This is a genomic window from Nostoc sp., from assembly GCF_054880495.1.
Window position 1 is genome coordinate 1 of the sequence record NZ_JBTYKD010000224.1, and the last position, 25,220, is coordinate 25,220.

19 protein-coding genes and 3 pseudogenes are annotated in these 25,220 nt (G+C 44.2%); 5 read left to right on the forward strand and 17 right to left on the reverse strand.

What is annotated here, in order from left to right; translation table 11 throughout:
- Nucleotides 1-98: 98 nt before the first annotated feature.
- The 15 genes and pseudogenes from ACYTXL_RS21165 to ACYTXL_RS21235 all read right to left on the reverse strand — a co-directional run.
- Nucleotides 99-599, reverse strand: a pseudogene (locus ACYTXL_RS21165) (helix-turn-helix domain-containing protein); the annotation flags it as partial.
- 208 nt (nt 600-807) lie between these two features.
- Nucleotides 808-1,935: an alpha/beta hydrolase family protein gene (locus ACYTXL_RS21170; RefSeq protein WP_461926449.1), complete on the reverse strand. Its 1,128-nt coding sequence runs from the start codon at nt 1,933-1,935 to the stop codon at nt 808-810.
- A complete protein-coding gene (locus ACYTXL_RS21175; RefSeq protein ID WP_461926450.1) occupies nt 1,935-2,897 on the reverse strand; it encodes an SRPBCC family protein in 963 nt (320 codons plus the stop codon). Before ACYTXL_RS21175 ends, ACYTXL_RS21170 begins: the two co-directional genes overlap by 1 nt.
- Before the next feature lie 14 nt (nt 2,898-2,911).
- On the reverse strand, nt 2,912-3,385 hold the full coding sequence (locus ACYTXL_RS21180; protein ID WP_461926451.1) for an aromatase/cyclase: 474 nt from the start codon (nt 3,383-3,385) through the stop codon (nt 2,912-2,914).
- Between the two features lie 10 nt (nt 3,386-3,395).
- Nucleotides 3,396-4,946, reverse strand: a complete 1,551-nt coding sequence (locus ACYTXL_RS21185) for a class I adenylate-forming enzyme family protein (RefSeq protein WP_461926452.1) — start codon at nt 4,944-4,946, stop codon at nt 3,396-3,398.
- A complete protein-coding gene (locus tag ACYTXL_RS21190) occupies nt 4,943-5,704 on the reverse strand; it encodes a class I SAM-dependent methyltransferase (protein WP_461926453.1) in 762 nt (253 codons plus the stop codon). The genes ACYTXL_RS21185 and ACYTXL_RS21190 overlap by 4 nt, the downstream gene beginning before the upstream one ends.
- Before the next feature lie 129 nt (nt 5,705-5,833).
- Nucleotides 5,834-7,108 carry an FAD-dependent oxidoreductase gene (locus ACYTXL_RS21195; RefSeq protein WP_461926454.1) on the reverse strand — a complete coding sequence of 425 codons (1,275 nt, stop codon included), beginning with the start codon at nt 7,106-7,108 and terminating at the stop codon, nt 5,834-5,836.
- A gap of 111 nt (nt 7,109-7,219) precedes the next feature.
- Complete coding sequence (locus ACYTXL_RS21200; RefSeq protein ID WP_461926455.1) at nt 7,220-8,539, reverse strand: phthiocerol/phthiodiolone dimycocerosyl transferase family protein; 1,320 nt, start codon at nt 8,537-8,539, stop codon at nt 7,220-7,222.
- A gap of 57 nt (nt 8,540-8,596) precedes the next feature.
- Nucleotides 8,597-9,634, reverse strand: coding sequence for a methyltransferase (locus ACYTXL_RS21205; protein ID WP_461926456.1), 1,038 nt, complete (start codon nt 9,632-9,634; stop codon nt 8,597-8,599).
- 9 nt (nt 9,635-9,643) lie between these two features.
- A complete protein-coding gene (locus ACYTXL_RS21210) occupies nt 9,644-10,939 on the reverse strand; it encodes an FAD-dependent oxidoreductase (RefSeq protein WP_461926457.1) in 1,296 nt (431 codons plus the stop codon).
- A gap of 343 nt (nt 10,940-11,282) precedes the next feature.
- Complete coding sequence (locus tag ACYTXL_RS21215) at nt 11,283-12,107, reverse strand: SDR family NAD(P)-dependent oxidoreductase (protein ID WP_461926458.1); 825 nt, start codon at nt 12,105-12,107, stop codon at nt 11,283-11,285.
- An 89-nt stretch (nt 12,108-12,196) separates the two neighbouring features.
- Nucleotides 12,197-12,955: a cyclase family protein gene (locus ACYTXL_RS21220; RefSeq protein WP_461926459.1), complete on the reverse strand. Its 759-nt coding sequence runs from the start codon at nt 12,953-12,955 to the stop codon at nt 12,197-12,199.
- A gap of 51 nt (nt 12,956-13,006) precedes the next feature.
- On the reverse strand, nt 13,007-16,330 hold the full coding sequence (locus ACYTXL_RS21225) for a type I polyketide synthase (RefSeq protein WP_461926460.1): 3,324 nt from the start codon (nt 16,328-16,330) through the stop codon (nt 13,007-13,009).
- A gap of 71 nt (nt 16,331-16,401) precedes the next feature.
- A complete protein-coding gene (locus ACYTXL_RS21230; RefSeq protein ID WP_461926486.1) occupies nt 16,402-17,424 on the reverse strand; it encodes an IS4 family transposase in 1,023 nt (340 codons plus the stop codon).
- 303 nt (nt 17,425-17,727) lie between these two features.
- The gene (locus tag ACYTXL_RS21235) at nt 17,728-18,657 is read right to left on the reverse strand and encodes a PEP-CTERM sorting domain-containing protein (protein WP_461926461.1); all 930 of its coding nucleotides are present in this window, start codon (nt 18,655-18,657) and stop codon (nt 17,728-17,730) included.
- A 410-nt stretch (nt 18,658-19,067) separates the two neighbouring features.
- Between ACYTXL_RS21235 and ACYTXL_RS21240 the strand changes: the two are divergent.
- The 4 genes and pseudogenes from ACYTXL_RS21240 to ACYTXL_RS21255 form a co-directional block, all read left to right on the forward strand.
- Nucleotides 19,068-19,469: pseudogene (locus ACYTXL_RS21240) on the forward strand (DUF6444 domain-containing protein); the annotation flags it as partial.
- 24 nt (nt 19,470-19,493) lie between these two features.
- Nucleotides 19,494-19,626, forward strand: a pseudogene (locus ACYTXL_RS21245) (IS66 family transposase); the annotation flags it as partial.
- A 372-nt stretch (nt 19,627-19,998) separates the two neighbouring features.
- A complete protein-coding gene (locus ACYTXL_RS21250; protein ID WP_461926462.1) occupies nt 19,999-20,886 on the forward strand; it encodes an NAD(P)-dependent oxidoreductase in 888 nt (295 codons plus the stop codon).
- 396 nt (nt 20,887-21,282) lie between these two features.
- Nucleotides 21,283-21,723 carry an AtaL-like protein gene (locus ACYTXL_RS21255; protein WP_461926463.1) on the forward strand — a complete coding sequence of 147 codons (441 nt, stop codon included), beginning with the start codon at nt 21,283-21,285 and terminating at the stop codon, nt 21,721-21,723.
- A gap of 355 nt (nt 21,724-22,078) precedes the next feature.
- Here ACYTXL_RS21255 and ACYTXL_RS21260 read toward each other — a convergent pair whose 3' ends face one another.
- Nucleotides 22,079-22,780 (reverse strand): transposase, encoded by a 702-nt coding sequence (locus ACYTXL_RS21260; protein ID WP_461926464.1) that lies wholly within the window; start codon nt 22,778-22,780, stop codon nt 22,079-22,081.
- A gap of 446 nt (nt 22,781-23,226) precedes the next feature.
- Here ACYTXL_RS21260 and ACYTXL_RS21265 point away from each other — a divergent pair, with 446 nt between their 5' ends.
- Nucleotides 23,227-24,243: a sulfate/molybdate ABC transporter ATP-binding protein gene (locus tag ACYTXL_RS21265; RefSeq protein WP_461926465.1), complete on the forward strand. Its 1,017-nt coding sequence runs from the start codon at nt 23,227-23,229 to the stop codon at nt 24,241-24,243.
- A 196-nt stretch (nt 24,244-24,439) separates the two neighbouring features.
- Here ACYTXL_RS21265 and ACYTXL_RS21270 read toward each other — a convergent pair whose 3' ends face one another.
- Nucleotides 24,440-25,087: a DUF4360 domain-containing protein gene (locus ACYTXL_RS21270; protein WP_461926466.1), complete on the reverse strand. Its 648-nt coding sequence runs from the start codon at nt 25,085-25,087 to the stop codon at nt 24,440-24,442.
- Nucleotides 25,088-25,220 lie beyond the last annotated feature (133 nt).

Sequence of the window (25,220 nt, forward strand, 5' to 3'; positions counted from 1 at the left end):
GAGGAAACTACAGCACACAACGTATTAAATTTAACTCTAATTCCTCTGGTTAAATTTTCCTTACATACTTATAAATTTTCCCGCCGACTTACTTAGTGTTTCAATCTCTTTTTTTTTTCTGCCACAGCCTCTGGGTTAGCTTTGGGATTTAGCTTTGTGGTTTTCTTCCAACTGATGTCAGCTGCATCGAATAAGTCATAATAACTTTGTTTTGACTCATAAACCACGTCATACTCGAAGGCTAATTTATACTCCAATTCCCCCACTTCCCAGCAGTCCTTTGTAGAGAGCCAACTCAACACCTCTTCTCGCTGTTCGGCATTCAGGTGGCTTTTCCTCCCTTTGTGGTTTAACCGCAGTCCATTAATTCCATATTCCTCGTAGGCTTGTTTCCAACCTGTTATCGAGCCTAAAGACACATCTAAAATAGTTTGGATTTCTTCGTATAAGTAACCTTGGTAAACCAGCTTGACCGCCAAGGCTTTTCTTGCCTCACGACCATCACGACAAGCTGCGATAAAATTCTGTAACTCCGCGATCGCGATCGCAGTTGCCACTTCCGTCTTTAGTGTTGCAGTTTGTAGATGCTGATTTATCATTGTCTGCTTTTACACTTTTACGCTCAACCGTATTATCTCGTACTCTTTTTCAAAAATCAAATAGGATTCCTATAGTAAATTTGCGTGTAGGACAAACTATTTTGATTGAAAATCTAAGGTAGTAGATACCACAAGTGATGTCTACAGGGGAGCAATGCGATGAGCGTGAGATGAACCTCCAAGAGAGCGATCGCTCTTACGTCAATACTTAAGCTGCGCTGTCAGGGGCAAGCCACGATCCCATCCAGTCAGCGATCGCTACTATATACTGATTGATTTGGTTCAGGCAAACATGAACCTCCTGTTCATAAACGATCGCGCGGTGGTGATCGCCCCATTTACGATCGAGATCTTGAATACCACGAACGGGAAAAATATCGTCCATAGCGCCGTGAATTGACAAAACGTTCGTTTCGCAACCGCCAGATAGATCCAGTGTTAAGCGATCAAAAAGACCAGGCATAGCAGTTTTTTCAGGTTCCATGAACGCATACTGGAAATCTTCTTTGAGACGGCGCTTCATTTTTTCAAACGGTGTGAGATGTGGACCACCTGACAGATTGACAACTGCTTTGAATTGATTAGCCAAATGTTTCGCTACCCGCAAAGCAATATAGCCGCCAAAGCTAACTCCAAAGAAACCAAGCCGATTTTCATCAATGCGTGCGTTTTTCGACAAGGTATCAACAATACTGGCAACCACTTCCTCAAATTTTACGGGAATTGGAGAACGACCGAGATTGATTCCTTGCCCCGGTCCGTCGAACAAGAAGGCAGCAAGTCCACGGTTCACAAAATGTTCAGCGAAAGTAATCACCTCAACTTCCGTAACTGAATCAAGACCGTTGGAAAGGATTACACAGGGCAACGGTTGGCGTTCGTCAATGTTATCAGGTAATAGCAAATAGTAGGGAATTTCAACACCGTTCCACTGCATTTTACCCCGATTCAGGGGGCGAGCGGTTTCGTCCCAGCTTTTGAGAAAGCAATCCTTAACGCGCTGTCGCAATGCTCCCTTACGAGCGGAATCGGAGAAGTACATAAACTCCGCCCAGTGGTAGCAGCTTGTTGCGCTGCGAAACAGCTGACGCCGCCCCATTTGATATGAGCAGGTTTCGGCTTGTGCAACATAGCGATCGCCAAGCTGTGACCAACCTTTCATCCAGTGTTCCCAGAACTCTGGGGTACTCACATCCGTGCAGCCTTTGGGAAAGTCACTCAGAGCGATCGCCAAATCGCCCCACTGAGATTGCCAGAACAGAATGCGCGGTAAAAAATATCGGCAAGCGAGATAGATTTCTTCTGGTACGCTCAATGGCATAGAAACAACACTCATTAGGATTCCCTCCCAGATAGAAAACGCCCGCAGGATTCAATGGTAGTCATAGAATTTTTATCCAAAGCATGTTGAATCCGTTGCTTGTAGGATGCTAAATCGCCGTCGCCCAATAAATTGCGGCAAGCATTCGGCTCGATTCGGAACTCGTGACGGATGAAAATTTCCGTTCCACCAGGGACACTGTTGAGCCTCCAGCGACCGCTATGTCTGCTCATGATCGGAGGCGGTTCAGGCTGGAAATACTCAATAGTCAGGACATCTGGGCGACATCGGCGGATGCTGCGAATGCGTTCGCTTCCATACGCTGTTCCCACCTCCATAATAAATTCCTGATTGCTGCCGTCATCGTAAAGCATCTCAACAGCGTGACAGTGCGGAAGCAGGCTCGGCCAGTTTGCCGCATCGGCTAAAAGACTGTAAATGTCTGCCGCCGGAAAGAGCAGAACGCGATTGGATTCAAAGGAGACGGAAAATTCATCCTCCTGCTGGTTTTTTCCTTCCACTAGGCTTTTAATGGCGCTCATTTCCTTCGAGCCATTTCGCTGGATAAATTTCATCATAAAATCGACGGCTTCTTCCGGTGTAGTCACGCCTTCTATCAAACCCGTCACGTTATCCTTTACTGCAAAGTTGCGCTCAACAAAAAGCATACTTCCACCACCATCTAACGGCACAACCCGCCAAGAGCCTCGCATATCCGTCAGCAGCAGCATGGGTTTGGGAAGGTAGAAATCAACTCCATTGACATCAGGCAAGAATGTCCGGTGCGTATCCCATGTCATTTCCTTCCCATTTTCCAGGGCTGTAATGCGAACCAGTTGGTAATCCTCCGCTTTTTCTAGAACCTCCGTTCTGATGCAAGCCTCAAAAAGCTCCGGCCATTTTGCAGTGTCGCAAATAATTTGATAAACTGCCTCTACTGGGCTATGACATGTAATCGAATGAAATGTAGTTTTCATAATTTTATTTCCTGCTAGTTATTCTTTTCAGCGAGTTCTTTAATGGAATTCAATTCCTTGAGGCTGTTGCTGTGTAGCGCTTGCATCATAAAGTCAACGGCTTCCGTTGGCGTGGTTACGCCCTCCACCAGACCGCTCACGTCATCTTTGACCTCGAAATTATGTTCTAGGAAAAGCAGGCTTTCTCCCTTTTTTATCGGCACCACCCGCCAGCGACCCTGCATGGATTTTAACAGCGGCAACGGAGGTTTTGTTTCAAAGTCAATGCCATGAATATGCTGTAGTAAAACCCGGTGGGAAACCCACTGCATTTCCACGCCGTTTACATCCGCAGTAATGCGGATGACTTCATAGCCGTCCCCTTTTTCAAGGGATTCCACCTTAAGACACGGCTCAAAAATGTCAGGCCATCGCGCGCTGTTGGAAATGATTCCATAGATAACATCAGAGGGAGTGCTGCAGAGGATAGAATGTATTGTTGCTTTCACGATCGCGTCCTCAACTTTCAGGAAATTTTATAAGAGTTTCAGGTTTAATAAACGGCAGAATATCCCGTTTGACAATTTTTCCGTTTTGATTTTTTGGCAGTGCTGAGGGCGATATGTAAAGAAAATTAGGCCATTTTTCAGGGCTGAGTGCCTTCCGGAAGCTTTCAGATAACGCATTCGCCATATCTGCATAGTTGTTACGTCCGTTTCCTGAATAATAAATGCAGGCAACTGGATGTTTTACTGCTGTTTCAGAAGATGACCAACCGACAAGCACTGCCTCTTCAATACCCGGAATTCGGTACAGAAGATTCTCGACTTCGCTGGGATAAATTTTGTGGCCGTTTGGTGTTAGGATGGTTTCAGCTTCCCTTCCTTTTATGGTCAGATAGCCATCGCTGGAAAACGTGCCTAAGTCCCCCGTGAAAAACCATTCACCCACAGACTGAATGGTATTTTCTTGGAAGTTGCAATACCCGGACATTATCCCCAATCCGCGCACGGCTATCTCGCCAATTTCGCCAGATGGCAATTCGTTGCCATCGGCATCGAAAACAGAGACTTCAACTGTATCATCGGGGCGTCCGACGCAATGAACGGAGTGGAGGTATCGTTCCGCCTTGTGATCTTCATCCGTCAGCCAGCAGAAAGGGCCGAAAGTTTCGCTCAAACCATAGCCTTGAATCCATTCAATCGGCATCAGTCTCCGCCCTTCAAGCAGTATTTTTACAGGCAATGGTGCAGCGCCATAAGCAACTACTTGTAGGCTACTCAAATCCGCTTCAATTGTGCGTGAATCCTCAAGGAAATGCTGCATGAAGACTGGGCGCAGCATGATATGGGTTATGCGGCTTATTTGTATTTGTGGTCCACAATCAGCGACATCTGGACTGTCTGGAAAAAAGAGGGTAGCCTTATGCGCTAGGGCACCCAAGGAAAAAATAATCCCAGTCGTATTGTTCATCAGCCCTGACATCATTATATGTGCGTCAGAGTGAAATTTTAATGCCGCCGATACTTTTAGCACCCGCAGGGCGATAAGTTTTTCTTGAAGACTGATGGCTTTGGGATTGCCCGTGGTTCCGCTAGTAAAGAGAACTAGGAATTTCTCAACTGGATTAGGAGTGGCGATCGCAATATCAGAAACTGCCATGTCCTGTATCTCGATTTGAGTCCGATCAATCTCAACGAGATTGACGCCGGACGCCCGCAATTTGTCAATTGCCGCTGCTGTTTTTTTGAGGTAGATAATATGGTCGAGTTGGGCTGTATCGATAATATTCAGCCATTCGGGCAACGCGGCTTCTTTTAGATTATAGGGAATAAGAACCTGAATGCCAAGCGCACTGGCAGCGAGGAAAAAGAAAACTGCATATTCGTCGTGGTCGGAAATCATTAAAACCCGCTGTCCGGGCATCAAAGCTTTGGCGTGCAGAAAATTTACCATTGCCGCCACGCGATCGCGCACGTCCTGATAGGTGTAAATTTGCTGTGGAGTGACGAAAGCGGGTTTTTTCCAACTGGATTCATCTGGACAGTGCAGGAAAGACAGAATTTTCATTTTTCAGCCATAATGGCCTTCATGGGCCAACTTAATTCGTACATCCCTGCGGTGGATTTTATTTCGAGAGTTTTTCTGGCTTCTACAAGAGTTTGTTTGATTCTATCAGCTTCATCTCCAGGGAATAGGTTCATCGCAAAAACTTTATACAGAAACGCTCCGATATCGATTTCTGACTCGAAGTACCATTTCTGCTGCAAGTCTACGATGCGAACCTTTTCGCTCTTGAATCCATTAATAAAGCAGAGAGAATCAGAAAATTCTTCTGATAAGAATTTCGCCTCGTGTCCGCCTTCGCGGTATTTGGCTACTGTCAAGTCTAAAAATTTTGCTGCTGAATTTCCTTGAAAAACGTCAGCAAGAAATAATAATCCGCCTGGTTTTAAGGCATTGTAAATATTGGCAACCACTTGGGTTTGGCAGAGGGCGTCATGGAAAGTTCCAAAACTCCAAGCTTTATCCAAAGATTTAGTAGGCAGGTCTAAGTCTTCAGAACTACTGACTATAACTTCAACCTGCGGCAGATTCACTCTGGCTTTTATGCGATCGAGTAGATAGGCTGAAGGATCGCTAACTAGATACTTTCCCTGCGGCCCAACTGCTTCGGCGATCGCCTTACAAAAAACGCCATTTCCTTCCCAAAATCCTAAGATGTATTCTCCCGGTTGGGGATTGAGGTATTGATAGATGACTTGAAAGTCATGTTTTCTCGACTGAGGATAGGCAGCCCCAGCTTCCCCAGCCAGTTTAGCTCTCATCTTAATCAGCTCTTCAGACTCAAACATTTTCTTCGACTCCTTTGTTTAACTTACAAAAACAAAAACTTTGCAGATTGAATTGATAAATGCTCTTTCAGATGGTCACAGGGCAGCATGGAAACCGACAATCTACAATCTATATTTAGCCTTCAGATGAGGAGGGAAAACCCCAAACGCTAGCAGTTTGGCACGAAGATCGCTTAAAAACCGCAAACGCAAATATATTGGCAGCTTCAACGAGTTATCTGCTTGCACTGCTTTAGCGGTAATGCGCTTCTGCATAAAGCTCTGAAACCATTGAATAACTTTGATCGCTAATTCGCGATTTCGCTGCACTGCCGCTAGATGAGAAATCCGCAGATTGCCACACAATAGCGGTTCGCTCAGAATGTTCGCTGCCGCCACAGCATCCTGAATTGCATAGGTAATACCAACTCCACCCAGAGGCGACATCACATGGGCAGCATCACCTAGCAAAAGTAGACCAGGACAGTACCACTGGGAGAGTCTGCCCATTTGGACTGAGAGGAGCGATGCTTGTTTCCAATCCTTCAGATGCTCTACGCGATCGGCAAATTCTGGGACGACTTCGACAATAGACTGTCGCAGCGCCTCTATACCAGCAGCCTGAATCTCACGGTAGGAACCCTTGGGAATGACGGCAGCAATCTGCCAATTCCCATCAGAGGTATTGTATGTAACTAAAACGCGCTTGCTACCATAGCGTACCCTCAAACCCTCTGGCTCCGAAGGGTGTCGAGGCAAGCGAAACCAAAGCAAATCCATTGGTGCAGCAGTTTCGATTAATTCCATCCCGGCTAATTTACGAACCTGCGAGAAGCGTCCGTCTGCGCCTACTGTCAAGTGTGATCGCACTTCGTGCCATCCACCATTTCCTCGATAGCGCACACCGCGAATAATTCCATTTTCTTCAATTAGCTGTTGTACATTTGCACCCACGAGCAATTGAAAGTTGGGGTAGCGTTTTGCCTCAGCAGTTAGGAACTCAATTAACTTTACCTGGGGAATAATTGTGATGTATGGATGCCGAGTCTTCAAGCGACTAAAGTCTGCAAAGGAAACAGTCTGACCGCAAAGGCTGAATTCTATTTCGCCTGTCTTGGAGTGAGGAACCTGCGCGAGCAAGCGCTCCGTCAGACCTAGTTTGTCCATAATTTCCATCGCCCCGGCTTGAATTAAATCGCCCCGGAAATCGCGCTCGAAGGTTTTGTGTGCTTCTAGCAGCATTACGGGAATACCTTGACGCGCCAATAGCAGTGCTAGAACTATCCCTGTCGGCCCTCCTCCAACGATACAACAGGTTGTTTGCTGCACGTCGAGAATGGTATCGGGAATCAAAAGGTCTTTAACAGTTTTGGTAGTTTGTTCTCTAACTTCGGGCATACAAGATATCCTTTAAATCCATTTTGTCAATTCAACTGTTAAAAAATTAAAAGCTTTTATAAAGTTTTCTTTTGCCACTCACTCACTCAAGCATTATGAATGGAAAGTTCTTTAAGTAAGCTTAATATCGAAACTCTTACTGTAAGTTTCTGAGTAAATCGCTTCTTTAATTTGTTGCATTGCTTCACTCTTGATTTGTTCCGCCAGCAATCGTGGCAAAACAGATTCTGAGAAAGTTAAAGTTAAAAACATCTTGCCTCCTAAAGTTGTTACGCCTACAATTTTTATATTCTCTGAAGACTGCACTATTGGACCGTAGATAGCGTCTAGATATAAAGAGCCAAATTCTTGTGGTATATTTAAGCAGCCCAGATTTGTGACACATAAATCCCCCTTTTGTGCTATTTGCTGATACACAATTTGCGGGTCGGGCTGGGTAGAGAGAAAAGCTTTGGTTGGTCGAATATACTGAAATATTTTCTCTGGTACTGTCAACTCATTTATTTGGTGTTTAACATCTTGCGCTACTTCCCAGAAGCTGGTTTCAGGAGCGATCACGTGAGCAGTGAATAAACCGCATACATAGAGGCCAAAATCTTCACCAATCACTGGGACAACGTAATTTCTAACATTGCACGGAGAGACACATTTGTAAAGTGCATTTTCTGGCGAATTCACTTGTTTTGCCATTGCCAGGAGAAAGGCAGCGCAGATAGCACTGTGAACGCTGGTTTGTTGGTTTCGACAGCTTGAAACAAGCATCACAGTTTCCTCTGGAGAGAGACACCAGTGAAGTATGCTAGAGCGCTGGTTGCTTTGAATTGTCTGTTTGTCGCTGAGGCGATTTAACTCTACGCCCGTATTAGATGCGGCTTTTGTCTCTTGTGGTGCATTCTGGACAAGAGCATCACTGTTAATGCTGCCCTGAAACATGAGAATAGCTTCTTCCCAAGAGAGCAATTCTGGCAAGATTTCGCTCCGGCTGCCTGGGGTGCTGATCTCCTGCAAAATGTCTCGGATTAAATAGATCGCTGACAAACCATCACCGATGGAGTGGTGGCAAGTGATAATTAATTCCGACACACGAGCGCCCTGGAGAAACACTATACGTAGCAGCGGTCCGGTGCTGCACGAGAAAGGAAGTGAGAGTTCGGCTTCAGTTTCCAGACACCAATGGTCATTTCCTGGTCGGGAGACTACTCGCAGCGGGATTGGGGGAACGCCTTCCGATACAAATCGCGGCGGCTGATTGTCGTCACCGGCTATTCTCACAGCCAGTAAGGGATGTCGGCGCTGCACCCAAGCTAGGGCATCAGTTAGCTCTTTGACGGCGATCGCCCCTCTAACTCGCGCCGTCAAAGCGAAATTGAAAGACCACTTTTGGTCTAGCAGCCATCTTAGATGCTCGGAAACTCCTAATAATCGGTTCATTCCTAAATTTTCTCACAACCTCATTTAGACAGACCCGTGCCGACTTAACTCAAAAGACTAGACCGGAATACCTTCAATTAAGCTCATATCAGATTGTATAGATACGATTTTCGTCACTTGGAAGCCAGCCCTCTCAAATAGCGAGCGACATTCGCTCTCAGTCCGCTCACTGCCCCCAGTCATTACCAGCATATCCAGATCGATCAATTTGCCCGCGTAGGGTTCATTACCGAGCGGAATCAACCGCTCAGCTACCAAAATCTTGCCATTTTTTGCCATAGCGCGATGACAATTTTTGAGGATAGTAATGGCTCGTTCGTCATCCCAATCGTGCAGAATACGCTTGAGAATGTAAGCATCGCAGCCACTGGGCACGGACTCAAAGAAATCTCCAACTGTGAATTCGCAGCGTTGCGAAACTCCCTCTGCCTCTATTAAGTCCTTTGCACTTTCTAGGGCTGGAGCACAATCGAAAAGAACCCCTTTCATGGTTGGGTTAGCCTTGAGGATCTCAGCGATCGTACTTCCGCGTCCCCCTCCTATATCCACTAATGTTTTAATGGACGAAAAGTCATAACCAGTCGCGATCGCGGCATCTTCTCTTGTGATCGCAATACTCGTCATCGCCTTGTGAAAAATCTCACCCGGTTCTGGGTTTTGGGCATAATACTCGTAAAGCTCCATGCCGTACAAATACTCGAAAGCACTCGCTCCCGTTTTAATGGAGTACAGAAGTTCTCCCCAAGCTTTATATTGTTCCTCCGCAAACATAATCGCTGCCCAACGTATCGAGTCAGGAATATCGCTTTGGAGATAAACAGCAACTGGCGTTAAGGCAAAATAACCTTGTTCTTTTTCAGCAAAAACCCCCACACTTGCAAGCGCGCGCATGAGGCGATAGAGCGCTCGCGCGTTTGCTGCAGTTGCTGTTGCCAACTCATCGCAATTTTTCACACCGTCTTTCAACATATCAGCGATACCGAGCTTCGCGGCCACATAAATCAACTGTGGCACATAGTAGGCACTGATCATTGGCCATAGTGCTAACTGTGGCGGCATATTTTGAGACGATTGAGTGTTATTTTGTTTGGACATAGCAATTATTTAAGGGTTGTTATAACTTATCTTCTTGTATTCAGCCTTCACATTCGGTGGCAAAACCCCAAACGCAAGCAGCCTAGCAATCAGATCGCGCCACGGCGGCAGACCCCAATATATAGGCAGTTTGAACGTATAACCCGATTGCAGCGCTTTGATGCTCACCTGCCTCTGCATAAAGTACTGCAACTCCTGGATGAGTTGTATCTGCCACTTGCGCTGGCGCTGCACTGCTGCCAGATGATTTAGCTGCACCTCGCCGTGCTTAAGCGGTTCGATCAGGACGTTTGCTGCGACAACAGCATCCTGTATTCCATAGTTGATGCCAATCCCACCCATAGGCAACATCACGTGAGCGGCGTCACCAATCAAAAGCAGGCCCTGGCGATACCACCGGTCGAGTCGGCCGACTTTGATTGAGAGAAACGATGCCTGCTTCCAACTCTTCAAATGCTGTACGCGATCGCCAAACTCTGGGACTACTTCAACAATAGACTGACGCAGCGCCTCGATGCCAGCAGCCTGAATCTCGCGGTATTGACCCTTGAGAATGTAGTAGCCAATTTGCCAATTACCGTCATAGGTGTTATATGTAACTAGGAAGCGCTTGTTACCCAAGCGTACAAACAGACCCTCTGGTTCCTCGGTGTGTCGGGGCAGGCGAAACCAAAAGACATCCAGTGGGGCAGCAGTCTCGATTAATTCCATCCCGGCTAATTTACGGATCTGGGAGAAGCGCCCGTCGGCGCCGACTGTCAAGTGCGATCGCACTTCGTGCCATCCACCATTTCCCCGATAGCGGACACCGCGAATGATTCCATCTTCTTCAATTAGCTGCTGCACATTTGCACCCATAAGCAACTGAAAGTTTGGGTAGCGTTTTGCCTCAGCAGTGAGAAACTGAATCAACTGGACCTGGGAAATTATTGTCATGTAGGGATACCGAGTCCCTTTCAAGCGACTCCAGTCTACGAACGGAATGGTTTTCCCGTCAATAATGTATTGAATTGCCTTAGCCGTGGAGTGGGGAATCTGCTCGAGCAAGCGCTCGGTTAGACCCAATTGATCTAACAATTCCATGCCCCCGCCATGAACTACGTCACCCCGAAAGTCGCGATCAAAGGTCTTGTGTGCCTCTAGCAGCATCACGGGAATGCCTTGACGTGCCATCAGCAGTGCGAGAACCGCCCCTGTCGGCCCTCCTCCAACGATACAACAGGTTGTTTGCTGCACGTCGAGAATGGTATTGGGTGTCGGGGATTCTGTGGCAGTGATGGGAATTTGTTCTGCAACTTCAGACATGCTTCTCCTTGGACAAATCTTGGCAAATCAAGTTTCGGTAAAGCTTGCTGCATTAATAAAGAGCACGATTGCTTTACTTTACAAATGCCTCTGTTTAATAATTGGCGTTGCTGATTTCATGTATGAATTTTGTTTTTTGGGTATCTATAATCCTTGTAGAGACGCGAAATTTGAGCCAGCGCTGCAGGAGGGTCTCCCGCCGTAGGCGACTGGTGAGTCCAGTGATGCAGGCGGGTTTCCCGCCGTAGGCAACTGGCGTTAGCGAAGCGGTAGCCAGGAACGAGCGTCATCCGAAGGGCGTCGCGTCTCTACATGCATAATTCATGTCGTAATTCAGCAACGCCTAATAATTCCCCAACCCTCCGCAGATATTAATTGCCTGCGCCAGTATGGGTGCTGCCATATCTGATGCTAAATAAACTGCCATCGGTGCTACTTCTTCAGGAACTACATAGCGCCCTAAAGGAATGCGCGTCTCAAAGCGTTTTAACACTTCTTCAGGGGTGATTTCCCACGTTTGTGCGTACACTTGCCGCGCTTTTACTGCCAGGTCTGTTTCTACAAAGCCGGGGCAAATAGCGTTGACTGTAACCCCTGTTTTAGCTAGTTCCAATCCCAAAGATTTCGTAAAGCCAACGACTCCATGTTTAGAGGCAGTATAGGCAGCGGCAAGTAAAACTCCTTGCTTGCCTCCTGTAGAAGCAATATTAATGATCCGTCCCCAACGTCGATCTAACATGCCCGATCGCTCAATAACTGTGCGCGTAACTCGGTAAACTCCGTGGAGATTGGTGTCAATGATGTCGTACCACAAATCGGGAGCGGTGGTAACAGTTGGACCGCCGCCTCCGCGTCCAGCAGTGTTAACTAAAATGTCAATGCGGTTGTAGATATTTATCACATCTTCTACCATCGCATCTACCTGCGCTTGGTCGCGCACATCTGCGACTACGCCAGAAACTTTAATTGTTGAACCATTGTTGGAATCAACGGTGCTAGCGAAGTTTTTTAAGGCAGATACTGAATCATTCAGTTGTCCCAAGTCTCTCGCGGCGATGGCGACGTGAGAACCGGCTTCTACAAAGGCGCGCGCGATCGCCAATCCAATCCCACGGCTGCCTCCGGTAATCAAGGATACTTTCTCTTTCAAGGGTAGTTGTGAAACCATTTAAAGCTCCTCCATTTTTTAGTTAATTACACCTCCTACATGTCGAGCGATGACTCTACATCATTAAGGTTGTTTTAAACCTTGTTTATTTAATCGTTAACGATCGCCACAACCCGACTCCAACCGGCTCCACAATTGCGGACTTTGATGGGAAAACAAGCTACGGTAAACCCCGTATTTACAGGAATTTTGTCGAGGTTAGTAAGTCTTTCAATCTGACAATATTCTCTTTCTCTACCATATAAGTGAGCGGGCCACAAAACATTGGACTGCTGTTTTTCCTTGTATTCTTCCAACATCCGATGAAACGGCGCATCGAAACCAAAACTATCTATTCCAATGACTTTCACGCCTCGTAAAACTAACCACTCAGTCGCCTCGCGAGTCACGCCCCGGAAGGTGGTAAAATATTCTGGTTTTCCCCAATACCTGTCTGCTCCAGTGCGTAATAATACGATATCAAATGGTTTAATATTGTACTCCATCAGCGCCAGCTTCTGCTGAATTTCCGCAGAATTTATCGGTTTGTCGGTATGCTTTTCTGAACAGTCAATCAGCACACCATTATGGAAAAACCAGTCAAGGGGTAAATCTTCAATCGTTTTAGCGGTCTGTCCTTCACAGAGAGGGCCATAATGAGCGGGAGCATCTATGTGGGTTCCAGAGTGGGTTGTCAATTTCACAAATTCTATGGATAACCCCATGCCAGACGGAAATGCCGTGCGATCGATTCCCGCTGGTTTACCTAGCAAATCTGCTCCTTCTTCGTGATTCACATACTCGATTTGAACGGGAACAGGTTCGCCCTCTGTAGGCTCCATTGTAACGCTAAGGTCAATCAGTTTCATAACCAATTATTGTCTCTAATTTTCTCAATTGAATAGATATAAAATTACAAATTACATGGCGTTATCCAGGCTGAGTTCGCGAAGAATTTCATCAGCAAGGTGAGTAATGCTGATGCCTCCTAGCAATTGCTTTACATCAATGTTCGCATCCAGTTCTCGTTTGAACTTTTCCTTCAACTCCATTGCTGAAAGCGACTCTAAGCCCAATTCAATAAGTGATCGCGTAACTTGCAACTGAGTCTGAGGTCTACCAAGAATCTTTGCCACTTGAGCTTGAACATAATTAGTTAAGATTGTACTGTGATCGCTCTTTGCCGCCTTCAACTGTTGCCGAATATCAGCCTGTAGTCTGAAATTAGATAAGGAGATTTCTTGACTGATTTTTTCGGTTGACTTTAAATATCTCTCTCCATTAAGTCCATTAAGTTGGTGAGATTTGTTGGGCAGATCAAACACTTCTTCTTTTCCCTCCAGCAGCAATTCGAGGAGCTGTTGCCGCTGCTGCTCCAAAACTTTTACTAATTTGGTGGAAAGCATTTGATTCCCCTGTTTATCATCAGCCATATTTGGCTTCACTTGATTAACAAGTTGAACAGATGCAGTTGAATGACCCTTGTCGTTTTCAGTTTCCAGCCAGTAGCGTTGCCGTTGGAAGGGATAGGTGGGTAAAACTACCCGGCGTCGCGGATAATCTCTGTCAAAACCAGACCAATCTACTTTCGCACCACTTACATACAACTGTCCTAAACTTTGCAAGAGTATTTGCGAATCCGCTTTTCCTGGAGATAAACTCGGTAGCCAGCTTCCAAACCCGAATGGCAAACACTGACGTCCCATCCCTAATAAAAGAGGCTTAGGCCCACACTCCACAAATACCTCATAACCAAGGCTGTGTAGCTTGTTTATACCCGCTAAAAAGTTTACGGGTAAAAGGACGTGATGACACCAATATTCAGGAGTTGCCAGATCGTCAGAAATGACTTGTCCGGTGAGATTAGAGACAATGCTAATCTTTGGTAACGAATAAGATATTTCGCTAGCAACTTGTACAAACTCGGCTATAATTGGTTCCATTAGTGGCGAGTGGAAGGCATGAGAAACTTGCAACTGAAGAGTTTTAATACCTTCAGCTTCAAACTTCGCCGTAACGGCTTTAACTGCTTGAGCTTCCCCAGAAATAACGGTGCTGATCTTACCATTGATGGCAGCGATCGCCACTTTTCCTGCATACTCGCTTATGGCAGCCGCCACCCGCTCTTGGGAAGCCGTCAGCGCTACCATAATGCCATCATTTGGTAACTTCTGCATCAGCTTTCCTCGCGCTGCAATTAATTTCAGACCATCTTCAAGAGAGAAAACTCCGGCAATACAAGCAGCGACATATTCTCCAACACTGTGACCCATTACTGCCGTCGGAGTAATGCCCCAAGACTGCCACAAACAATACAAAGCATATTCAATCGCAAACAGAGCTGGTTGAGTGTAAGCTGTTTGATCTAGAGGTGAGTTCTCACCGCCCTCTTGAGGATAGATAACCTCAAGCAGGGATTTCTCTAAATATAACTGCAAAATTTTATCGCACTGTTCGAGAGCGTTCCTGAAAGTTGGCTGCGTCTCGTAGAGTTGTCGTCCCATCTGGACATACTGAGAACCTTGTCCGGTGAACAAGAAAGCAATTTTTGGCGGTTCTGAATTATTTATTTCGCTATTGAAAAACCCCACAGCTTCCTCATTTCGAGCAAAGACTGTTAATTTAGCCCCGATTTCCTCAGGAGTTGCTCCTACAATACTCAAGCGGTGGTTCAAGTGGAGCCGTCCTGTATTAGCCGTAAAGCAAATATTAGCGAGTGCTTGTTCTGGATGATTATTTAGATGCTGACGATACCGCTCCACTAAGTGCTTTAATGCTACAGAACTTTTGGCAGATAGAACAAGAATATGCTCAGGACGTTCCCGCTCAGAGGTTACAGTTGCAATTTCAGGAGATTCTTCCACCACCATACAGGAATTAGTGCCACTGATACCAAAGCAATTCAGGGCTGCAATGCGCCGCTTAGAGGTTGACCAAGGAGTGAGCTGAGTGGGAATTTTAACTGAGGTCTTTTCCCAGTCAAGACAGGGATTGATTTCCTTAATATTGATCTGAGGAGCAATTTCCTGATTTTGAAGGGATAAGACCAATTTGATTAAAGATGCAATACCGCTCGCTGGTTCTGGATGACCAATGTTGGCTTTGCACGAGCCGACCAATATCGGGGATTTTTTTGAGTGGTAGGGTCCAAAAACTTGTTGAACGGTTGTCAATTCTGTTGCATCGCCAACTGCCGTTCCCGTACCGTGAGCTTCAAAATAGCTAACTTCAGAAGGATCGACTTTAGCTCGATCTAGAACGCAACGCAATAATGTCTGCTGCGATTCCCCATTCGGTGCAGAAAAGCTGTAACTCGCGCCGTCTTGATTGACGCCACTACCGCGAATGACTGCTAAAATATTGTCGCGATCGGCGATCGCATCGGATAGACGTTTAAGAACTACAACGCCACAACCTTCGGCTCTGACATATCCGTCGGCACTCGCATCAAAGACTTTGCAACGGTCGTCCAAAGTCAAAATTTTGCCCTTGTAGGTGTAGAGGTGAACGGTCGGGTCGAGTATGAGATTCACTCCTCCTGCCAGAGCCATTTCGCATTCGCGCTGACGCAAGCTAGTACAGGCTTGATGGATAGCTACTGACGAAGCAGAACAAGCTGTATCAATCGTCATGGCAGGTCCAGTCAAATTCCAGGTGTAGGAGATTCGTCCAGATGCAGCGTAGGATTTAACGCCTGTAACAAAAAACAATTCGTGTTGTTGATTAAGTTCGGGCGGTCGTTTTTGAATGATATCGTTGTAATCTTCACAGGTTAGACCAATGAAAACACCAGTGGGGCTTCCTGCCAATCTATCTGGTACGTGTCCGGCTCTTTCTAGCGCCTCCCAACTGACTTCTAAAAGCAAGCGATGCTGAGGATCGATAGCACCAGCTTCTCGCGGAGAAATTCTAAAAAATTCTGCATCGAATTGGTCGATATCTGTTAAAAAGTAGCCGTACCGCAGTGGCATTTTACCAGGGATATTTGGGTCAGAACTGTAATAATTTTTGATATCCCAACGATCTTCAGGAATTTCCCGAGCCATATTAGTACCCGAGCGCAATATTTTCCAGAAACTCTCTGGATCTTTGGCTCCTGGGAATCGGCAACTCATGCCAATAATTGCTATAGGTTCAGTTTTCTCTCGCTCTAGCTGATTTAATTGACTTTCAAGCTTCTGAATAACTAAAACCGAGTTTTCCAAGGCGGAACGGAGATTCAAACTGTCTTCAAATTGATTCATAGCAGAAATGTTGAATGCTGATATAAAACTTTACATCTTTAGTTACACTAAGTCTCAAAAGCTTAAATTAATCAACAAAACATCATCTCCTCAAACCAATGAACATAACTGATTTTCTGACACATACAAGATTGCAAATAGCGGAATTTATCTAATAGTGTATGTCCCCATTGTGCGAGAATAGATAAAAGCTGTAAAATCAGATAGGCTATCAAACTAACGTAAATTTGTATGGTGATACCGTTGAGGTTTTTGGTAATTAATTTGTCAATTTTTAAGTGCATCTTTAAAAACTTCCACAAGACTTCAACTCCCCAACGTATTCGATAAATATCCCTAATTTCATCATCATGAACAGCTGCATTTCCCGACTCTGGTAAATTAGTCACTAAGCGAAACTCAGTTTTCGTTTCTAAATCACAAAAATTAATAACTCTATAAGCTTGAGCATCATCAGATGCACCTACTTTGACTAATCCAGTTGCATCCTCAAATTCTAGTTTCCTATTGTTTTTAATCCGCAAAACAAAATATTTGTTTTCTTGTACCAATTCTTGGATAAATTTTAATCCTGCAAAGCCTCTATCCATTACCCCTACAGCATTAGTTGGTAGACTAGACATCATCTTTGAACCAAATTTATAATCATGATCGTGTCCAAAATTTATGAAGTTATCTTCTGGGCTAACTGTAGCTAAATTCAAAGAACTAAAAAGTTTCACTTGATGATGACCCAAAACCCATAACAATTTACTTCTCAGGGTAATAATTATTGAATCAATAGGACAAATAGCATATTTATCGTGTAATTTTTTGTGAATTTTCTTCTGTACTAACTCATTCAATTTCTGATAAATTTCTTGAAAGGGTTTTTGACTACGGTGAGAACTTGCCTTATAAAATGCAGAAATATCTACTTCAAATCCGGTGTTATTTAATCTTTGAAATAAATCTCGCATACTTGTTAAACTGTTATCCAGGGCATAGGATAGCCAGCACTCAAAGAATAGACGACTATTCAATACTGGATAATCGTTTTTTGGCAGGCTTTTCAGGATATCTTTGACAATTTTGGCAAATGAATTTATAATCACAATCAAACTAATATATTTTAAGCATTCGCCCCACAATACCATATTTCTGGCTATTTTTATCGGATTTTTCTTAACATTCAACACTTCTGATTTGGTACAAAAAATGAACAAAGCGCAGCAAGGGTTTTTGGAATACTGCACTGAATATTTTAGAGCGTGGATTAAGCGACGTGGGACTCACGTTATCAGTCTGCTTCAGAGGCTTAGAGGTTACTCAGCCTCTGAAGCAGAAATGCCCGTCTGTGAATTCGGAAAGCCCTCACTAACTGCAAGCGGTATAGTGAGGGAGGATGTTCACTGGTTTTAATCCAGGCTTGTCGCTGCTGTTTGGCGAGAGATCAGCTTTTTGCGGAGTAGAAAGGCTCCTACCAATCCTGCCATTGCCACGGAGCCTCCAACTGAAGAAGGTTCTGGAACGCTTATGGATGTTCTTGTTATCGTTTCAATTCTCTCAAGTGGTGTCGGGAAGAATACCCCATTTAACGTAGCTGTTGCCGTGTTTGAACCTTTTCTACCACTGACTACTAAAGGCAGACCGTCAACTAGATAGGTAATATCGACATCTGTACCATTCGGACAGGGAATATCGGCTAACTGTCTACAAAGCGATTTAACGTTTGATAAAGTCAGTATCTGATCCGCAAAAGATGGGGTAAACCCCGAATTCTTTAGAGAAACAGAAAAATTAGTAAGATCGGAGGCTGTCAAAAATTTGGCATCAGGTTGAATCGCCCCCGTGTACGTCCCACTAACAGAGCCTTGAGGATATATCTGGGTAAAATCAAAAGTAACCAAAGAGGTTGGAGTCTCAAAGGGCTTAATCGTCAATGAGTTGAGCGTAGTGGAGGTGGTGCTACGATCGGGGTTCAGAGAAAAATCCCTGTAACCGGAGTCACTTGAGAAAACCGAAACATTATTACCGACCTGATAGGCAAAACCTTGGGAATCAACTACGCTACTTTGAGACGGAAAAATGAAGTTGTCGTTATTAAATAAACCTGAAGGAATCAGGCTCGAAATACTAGCTCCATTTCGTTCCCCGACAATATCAATTACTTGATATTTTCCATCTCCTAGATCCGTTGCTGTGAGTACCCCACTGGCATAAAGCCCTTCTGCAGAATAAGAAAAGTCAAACTTAGCCGCATTAGCGGATTCAGCCATCAATAGGGTGGATGTTACTAACCCGGCCAAAGTAAGAGCGTTCAGAGTCAGTTTTTTCGGAAGTGTCATATAATTTCCCAATTGAAGTAAAGACGTTTTGAAATATACCTCTCTAAGAGGATTTTTGAAAAGTTCTGATGGGTCAAGTTATTACACTGACTGCTTGACTTTTCTCTCGGTATGCCCTTACCACAGCGGCAGCAAGGGTGGTAAAACTGATGGACTTGCGATACTACATTTACGCTGTAGCCTTAGCGAGGTTTTCTGTTTCTTTGCTTTTTAGGGGCGTAATACTTAGGATTACTTTACGACTCAGATTACCATAACCTCGAAACTTTTACTTAGGTTTACCGCATCTTCTTCAAAACTTTATTTATCTTTGAAATCCCTTCAAGAATTGGATGTAAAAAAATGGTAACTGCCCAGGTAGGAAAGTCAGGGATATTCCGCCGAGGGAAGAAAGATGGTAGTGTTCAAACATGAGTCCAGAAGAAAAAGAGCAAAAAATAGAGAGGCTGGAGCAAGAAAATCAAGCACTGCGGGAACGGATAGCAGAGCTAGAGAGGAGTTTGGGACTAGATAGCCAAACAAGCTCAAAACCACCAGCCAGCGACGGACTCAAAAAGTCAAGTAAAATACGGACAAAAAGTTTAAGAGAAAAAGGAAAGCGGCCATCAGGAGGACAGATAGGTCATCCAGGGCAGACATTAGAACAAGTATTGGAGCCAGAGAAAATAGTAGAACATCCAACACCATGCTCATGTCCAGGATGCGGATGTGATATTGGGGTTGTAGGAGTCAAAAAAATTATTAAGCGACAAGTATTTGATGTACCAGTCCCAAGAATTATAGTCACAGAACACAGAGTAGCAGTCAAAGAATGTCCAAAATGTAATAACCTGCTGTTGCGGTTTCAAAATTTCCAGGGTGATGTTTTACGGTTTCTTACCGAACCTGATGTTCCCTTTACCAATAATCAAGCAGAACGTGATTTGCGAATGATGAAATGCAAGCAGAAAATTTCTGGCGGCTTTCGTTCCTTTGAGTTTGCAGTTTCATTCGCCAATATTCGTTCTTTTGTTTCTACTCCTTCTAAGCATGGTCTTAATCTCTTGGAAGTTATTACTGAGGCGCTACTTGGTAATGTCTCTGTTTTTCTCGCCTCAATTACTACTAGCTAGGCAGTTACAAAAATTTATCAAATATATTTTTCATGTATGTGTATTATTTAATAATTAGTATTAATACTAAATTGCCTTGTGGCAATGTTTTGGCACACTTGAAGCCCCACACTTTTTTTGGAGATTAATGAGTATGCGAAGGTTATTTATGGCTGCTCTTGGAGTGGCATTTATAGCTTTGGGAACTGTAGTGCTAAGTATTACAAGGAATTGATTACAGGAAATTAAAATGAAAGTAGCATTTATCGGGCTTGGCAATATGGGTGCTGAAATGGCACCCCATATTCTGGCAGCAGGTCACGAGTTAACCGTTTACAACCGCACCCGCAGCGCCACTGAGAGACTACAAAAATTAGGGGCAAGAGTAGCAGATTCACCTGCCGATGCAGTGCAGGAAGCTGAGGTATTGCTCACCATAGTAGCCAATGATACTGCCCTCAAAGACGTGATCTTCGGTACAACAGAAATTCCCGGCGCAATTGATAAACTTGCTAGGGATGCCGTACACGTGTCGATGAGTACGATTAGTTTAGCACTGTCCCAGCAGCTAGAGCAAGCACACAAAACAGCCGGTCAAGCATACTTAGCTGCCCCTGTTTTTGGCAGACCAGAAACAGCTCGATCGGCAAAGTTATGGGTTGTGAGTGCGGGTGACTCAAAGCAAATTGAGCGCTGCCGTCCCTTGTTTGAATCGATGGGTCAGGGTGTGTTTGTAGTAGGCGAACAGCCTCACTTGGCGAATCTGGTTAAGGTGACGGGCAACTTTGCGATCGCCTCAGTTTTGGAGACTTTGAGCGAAGCCTTTGTGCTGATACAAAAGTCGGGCATATCTCCCCGACAATTTCTAGAGATTATTAACACGGCAGTTTTCAAATCGCCGGTCTACGAGGTTTTAGGAACAATGATTGCCGAAGAGCAGTACGAACCGGCTGAGTTCAAACTGCACTTAGGACTGAAGGATGTGCGATTAGTCCTCGAAGCCGCAGAAAGTGCTGCTGTGCCCCTACCACTGGCTAGCTTGCTACGGGATCATTTCCTTTCAGGGGTAGCGCGGGGTGACGGTGACATAGACTGGTCAGCTGTAGGGCGGGTTAATGCTTCAAATGCAGGCTTGTAGTATATAGGGAGCAAACGGCTCTCGTTTACCAAAAGTGATAAGTCAACCTGATTATTTGTGAAAGCTTTACCTGTAGGACTTACTTATGGTACAAATTGACCATCACGTGTACTAACACTGCGACACGGTTTGGAACCACACAGAAACAGGGTAGGCAGTGCATTCTTCAAATTCTACAGATTTAAAGATCCGCTAGGAGCACTGCCCACCTTATCAAACAATGGAAAATTGATACTCCATATTTGATGATTTCTGTCCATGCGTAAGTCATAACCTGTAAGAATTTCAAGTTAATTTTTTCAGTTACTTATCAGGAAAACAGGCATTTTTCACTTGATTTCACTTTAAAAAGCAAAAAATTGAGTTTAAAAAATCAATCATCTAAGGTGATAACTTATGCCATACAGCACATTTAGCACTCCGGTAAACGCTTCTTTAACAACTCTTTGGAAAATATTGCTGGAGAAACTGGAAGATCCTCGAAGTTATATCGCGGATGTTGAAGAGGTTAATTTTTTTGAAAAGAATGAGAATGGTATGCTGCGGGAAATAAAAGTTCGTGGCACGCTCGTGAAAGAAAGAATCACTATCAACGAGCAAGTCAGAGAAATAAAATCTACTTTGGTGGATCATCCTCTGTTTTCAGGATATCTTCTTAACAAGATAGATATACCTACTGAAAACTCTAGCGATCCCTTGATTCTTACTTTTAGCCGAAACTGGCATCCTTTGAATGAGGAAGCAGAAAAGGTTAATGAAGCAGAACTTGCCGCACACATGCAGCAGGTTTTGCTACAGACAAAAAAATTAGCAGAACAGCACGACGAGAATCAATGAAGGATTACTTCCAATACGGTTCAGTTAAGGCTCAAATAATGCAGATATATTTAAATCCTCTGCTATGTAAAAGATATAGCTTCTGGTTATGGAGTGCTGATTTGAAAATCTGAATCGTAAGGTAGGAATTTATGCGAGCCTCCCAAAGGGAAAAGGGAGGAGCTTCGCTAACGCAGAGATGGCTGAACCTGCGAATATTATCGAAAGCCCTCTTACAGCAGTTTGCATTCAAAGCAGCCACAATAAAAACTACCTAATAGGCTCAACAAACAGACCACAATGATTAAACCAATTTAGAGCATTTTCATCACTAATAGCATTAACAGCTATAGTTATTGCAACATCTATAGGAGTCCTATTTGATTTTTGAATAAGCTCCGTACATCTGTAGAGTGTCAAAATCAAAGGTAGTGTGTCTAATAAACCACTCAAATATCCACTTTAAATGTGAAAATGAAGGAGCTAAAGCACAAAAACGTCTAACCCATGTTTTGGCTTGTAACCAAATATCCTCTATCGGGTTTTGTACTGGGCAATTAGGGGCGAAACGGACACAGTGTATTTTCCATTGCTCGGTTGGTAAGCTTTGATTAACAGAGTCTAAGAAACCTCTAATTTCCTTGGAACAGTGGTAGCTAGCCCCATCCCAAAAAATTAGTAATCGCTGGTCGGGAGAGTTAGCTAGTAAGTATTCTAGGTAGTCGATAGTATTTTTTGAGTTTCCTGCTTCATTTGCTTTGAGAACTAATTCTCCAAGGAGATAGTCAACTGCTCCATAGTATGTCTGCTTATCTCGCTCGTTCACAACTGGAACGTAGGATTGTTTCCAAGCTGTTATTGACCCTCGTGATACGTCTAGAATTGTTTGAATCTCATCATACAAGTAACCTTGATAAACCAACTTTACTGCCAAAGCTTTCCTTACTTCAGGCGCATCTGGACGCAGAGTTATAAAATCTTGTAGTTCCGCGATCGCGTAAAGTGCTATTTGCTCTGCTGACTGTTGCCGGGATACTCCTGGTGGAAGTGTCCCAGTTGGTAAATGCGGACTTATCATCGTTGCTTATTAGACTTGTATACATTTACGTATTATTTCGCAGTCTTGTTCAGAAATCAAATAGGAGTCCTATAGCCCTCTTCTGTCACTCTCCGAAAACATTTGCCATTTCTGAATTCTAGAGCTTTTATCTACCAAGGGTTCACACGATTTTTTTCTAATAACAAATACAACACCCATTTTTTTCTAATAGGATAGCTTGTATTGATTGCCTGATGAGGCTTCTAGCTATTACCCTCCCGGAGAGGGACAAAAGAGGGATAGAAAGGTTGATGCTATTGCGCCTTTTGAGCCAAGCATAATATTACCGCCTCATTGTAGCTTCCTCGATCGCAGCAGCCGCAGTAGCCAAATCTTGTTCATCTATAAATAATTATGTATGGTATATATAAGACACAGTAATCCTAGCAAGGAACTGTAGATTTAGTTGCAGAGGTACAGTAGCAGTGGGCATAGTAGTTGAGAACGTCTCCAAACAATTCGGGAGTTTCAAGGCAGTTGATCAAGTCAGCCTGGAAATTAAGAGTGGTGCGCTAGTTGCGTTGCTCGGTCCATCGGGATCAGGTAAATCTACGCTACTACGGTTAATTTCAGGTTTAGAAATGCCAGATAGTGGCAAAATCTTGCTCATCGGTAAGGATGCTACATATCAAAGTGTGCAACAGCGAAATATTGGGTTTGTCTTTCAGCACTATGCCCTATTTAAGCATCTGACCGTTAGGCAGAATATTGCCTTTGGCTTAGAAATTCGTAAGGCACAGCCAAAGAAGATTAAAGGGCGGGTAGAACAGTTACTGGAATTGGTGCAGTTGACTGGACTAGGCGATCGCTATCCATCACAACTTTCTGGTGGTCAAAGACAACGGGTAGCATTAGCAAGGGCGCTGGCAGTAGAACCGGAAGTTTTACTGCTAGATGAACCCTTTGGCGCACTTGATGCTAAAGTTCGCAAAGACTTACGGGCATGGTTACGCCGCCTCCATGATGAAGTTCATGTTACCACGGTTTTCGTCACCCACGACCAAGAAGAAGCAATGGAAGTCTCCGATGAAGTTGTGGTCATGAATAAAGGGCGGATCGAACAAGTCGGGACACCAGCAGAAATTTACGATAATCCTGCTACCGCATTTGTGATGAGCTTCATCGGTCCGGTGAACATATTACCCAGCACCTCGAAGATTTTTCAAAGTAGCGGATTTGATGCGCCACACCCACAAGTGTTTTTGCGTCCGCAAGATGTGATTTTGGAAAAGGTTGCCAACGGTGCCACTACACCTGCGACAGTCAGCCGATTGGTACATTTGGGTTGGGAAATTCAGGTGGAATTAACTTTCGATGATGGACAAGTGGTGATGGCGCATTTAACACGCGATCGCTTTAATGATTTAGAGTTGCAAACAAAACAGCGAGTGTATGTCAAGCCAAAAGATGCGAAGTCCTTTCCACTGTCTTATTCAATTTAGTTGGCAGTATTGCGCGAAATTCTAAACCATTTACGGACTTGTCTAAATATCCTGGCTTTATAGTCATTGAACTCAGTTTTTAAAATAACTGAGGTAATTTATGATGTCTATATAAATTATTCGGGGATATTCTCCGCGAACACGTTTTTTTGTCCAAAGTCCAAACTTTCTAAATACCCCGTTATATCTGCCCCTCCTAACAAGGAGTAAAAGTAAACTTAATTTGATAGCCACGATCAATTAGAATTTTGGTTTGCTGCCCCGCAACTACATCTCTGGCACGTGCTATCAAAGTTGTGTTGATGCCGAAAACCGAATTCACTGGGTTAGCACACGCGTTTATTGCATCTGGTGTAATAGCTACATTTTTTACCCATCCATTTGAAAAGCCAGACGGGAAATTTGGGTTTGGATCATTACTAGAATTTGGAACATTTTTGCCTTGAAACACTAATGTAACTTTTAGGTCAGCACTGCCTCCCTTAGGCACATTTGCAAAGCCAACATACCTGATGTTAATGGGCTTAACTTTGTACCCCTTAGGCACATTCAGACCAATTCTCAAATTGCAAGATTTTGATACAACCTTAGGAGCTAAAGCTGTAATCTGAAATTGAGGTAAATTTACAGACAGAGTATCTCCTTTCAAACTTGGTTGGGGATTTCCCGACGGGCAGCCATTTCCGAAAAGAGTTACTGGAACTTGTTGAAACTGAAATCCTTGTGATTGAGCCTGTACCTGAGATAAACCTACAACATTTAAACTCAGTAACGTCAAACTAGAAACAAGAGTGCTTAAGACTTTCATAATTAAATAAGGAGAGTTTATCAGCTTTGTTGTCAATACTATTCCTAAACACAGACAGTCAAAGATTTCTTCCGAACGATTGGAAGAAATCTTCCGATAAGTTGCTAAAGCAGCTTTAGAGAGTTTAGCTTTTGTAGAAAAACTAAATGCAAAACTTAACTATGCATTT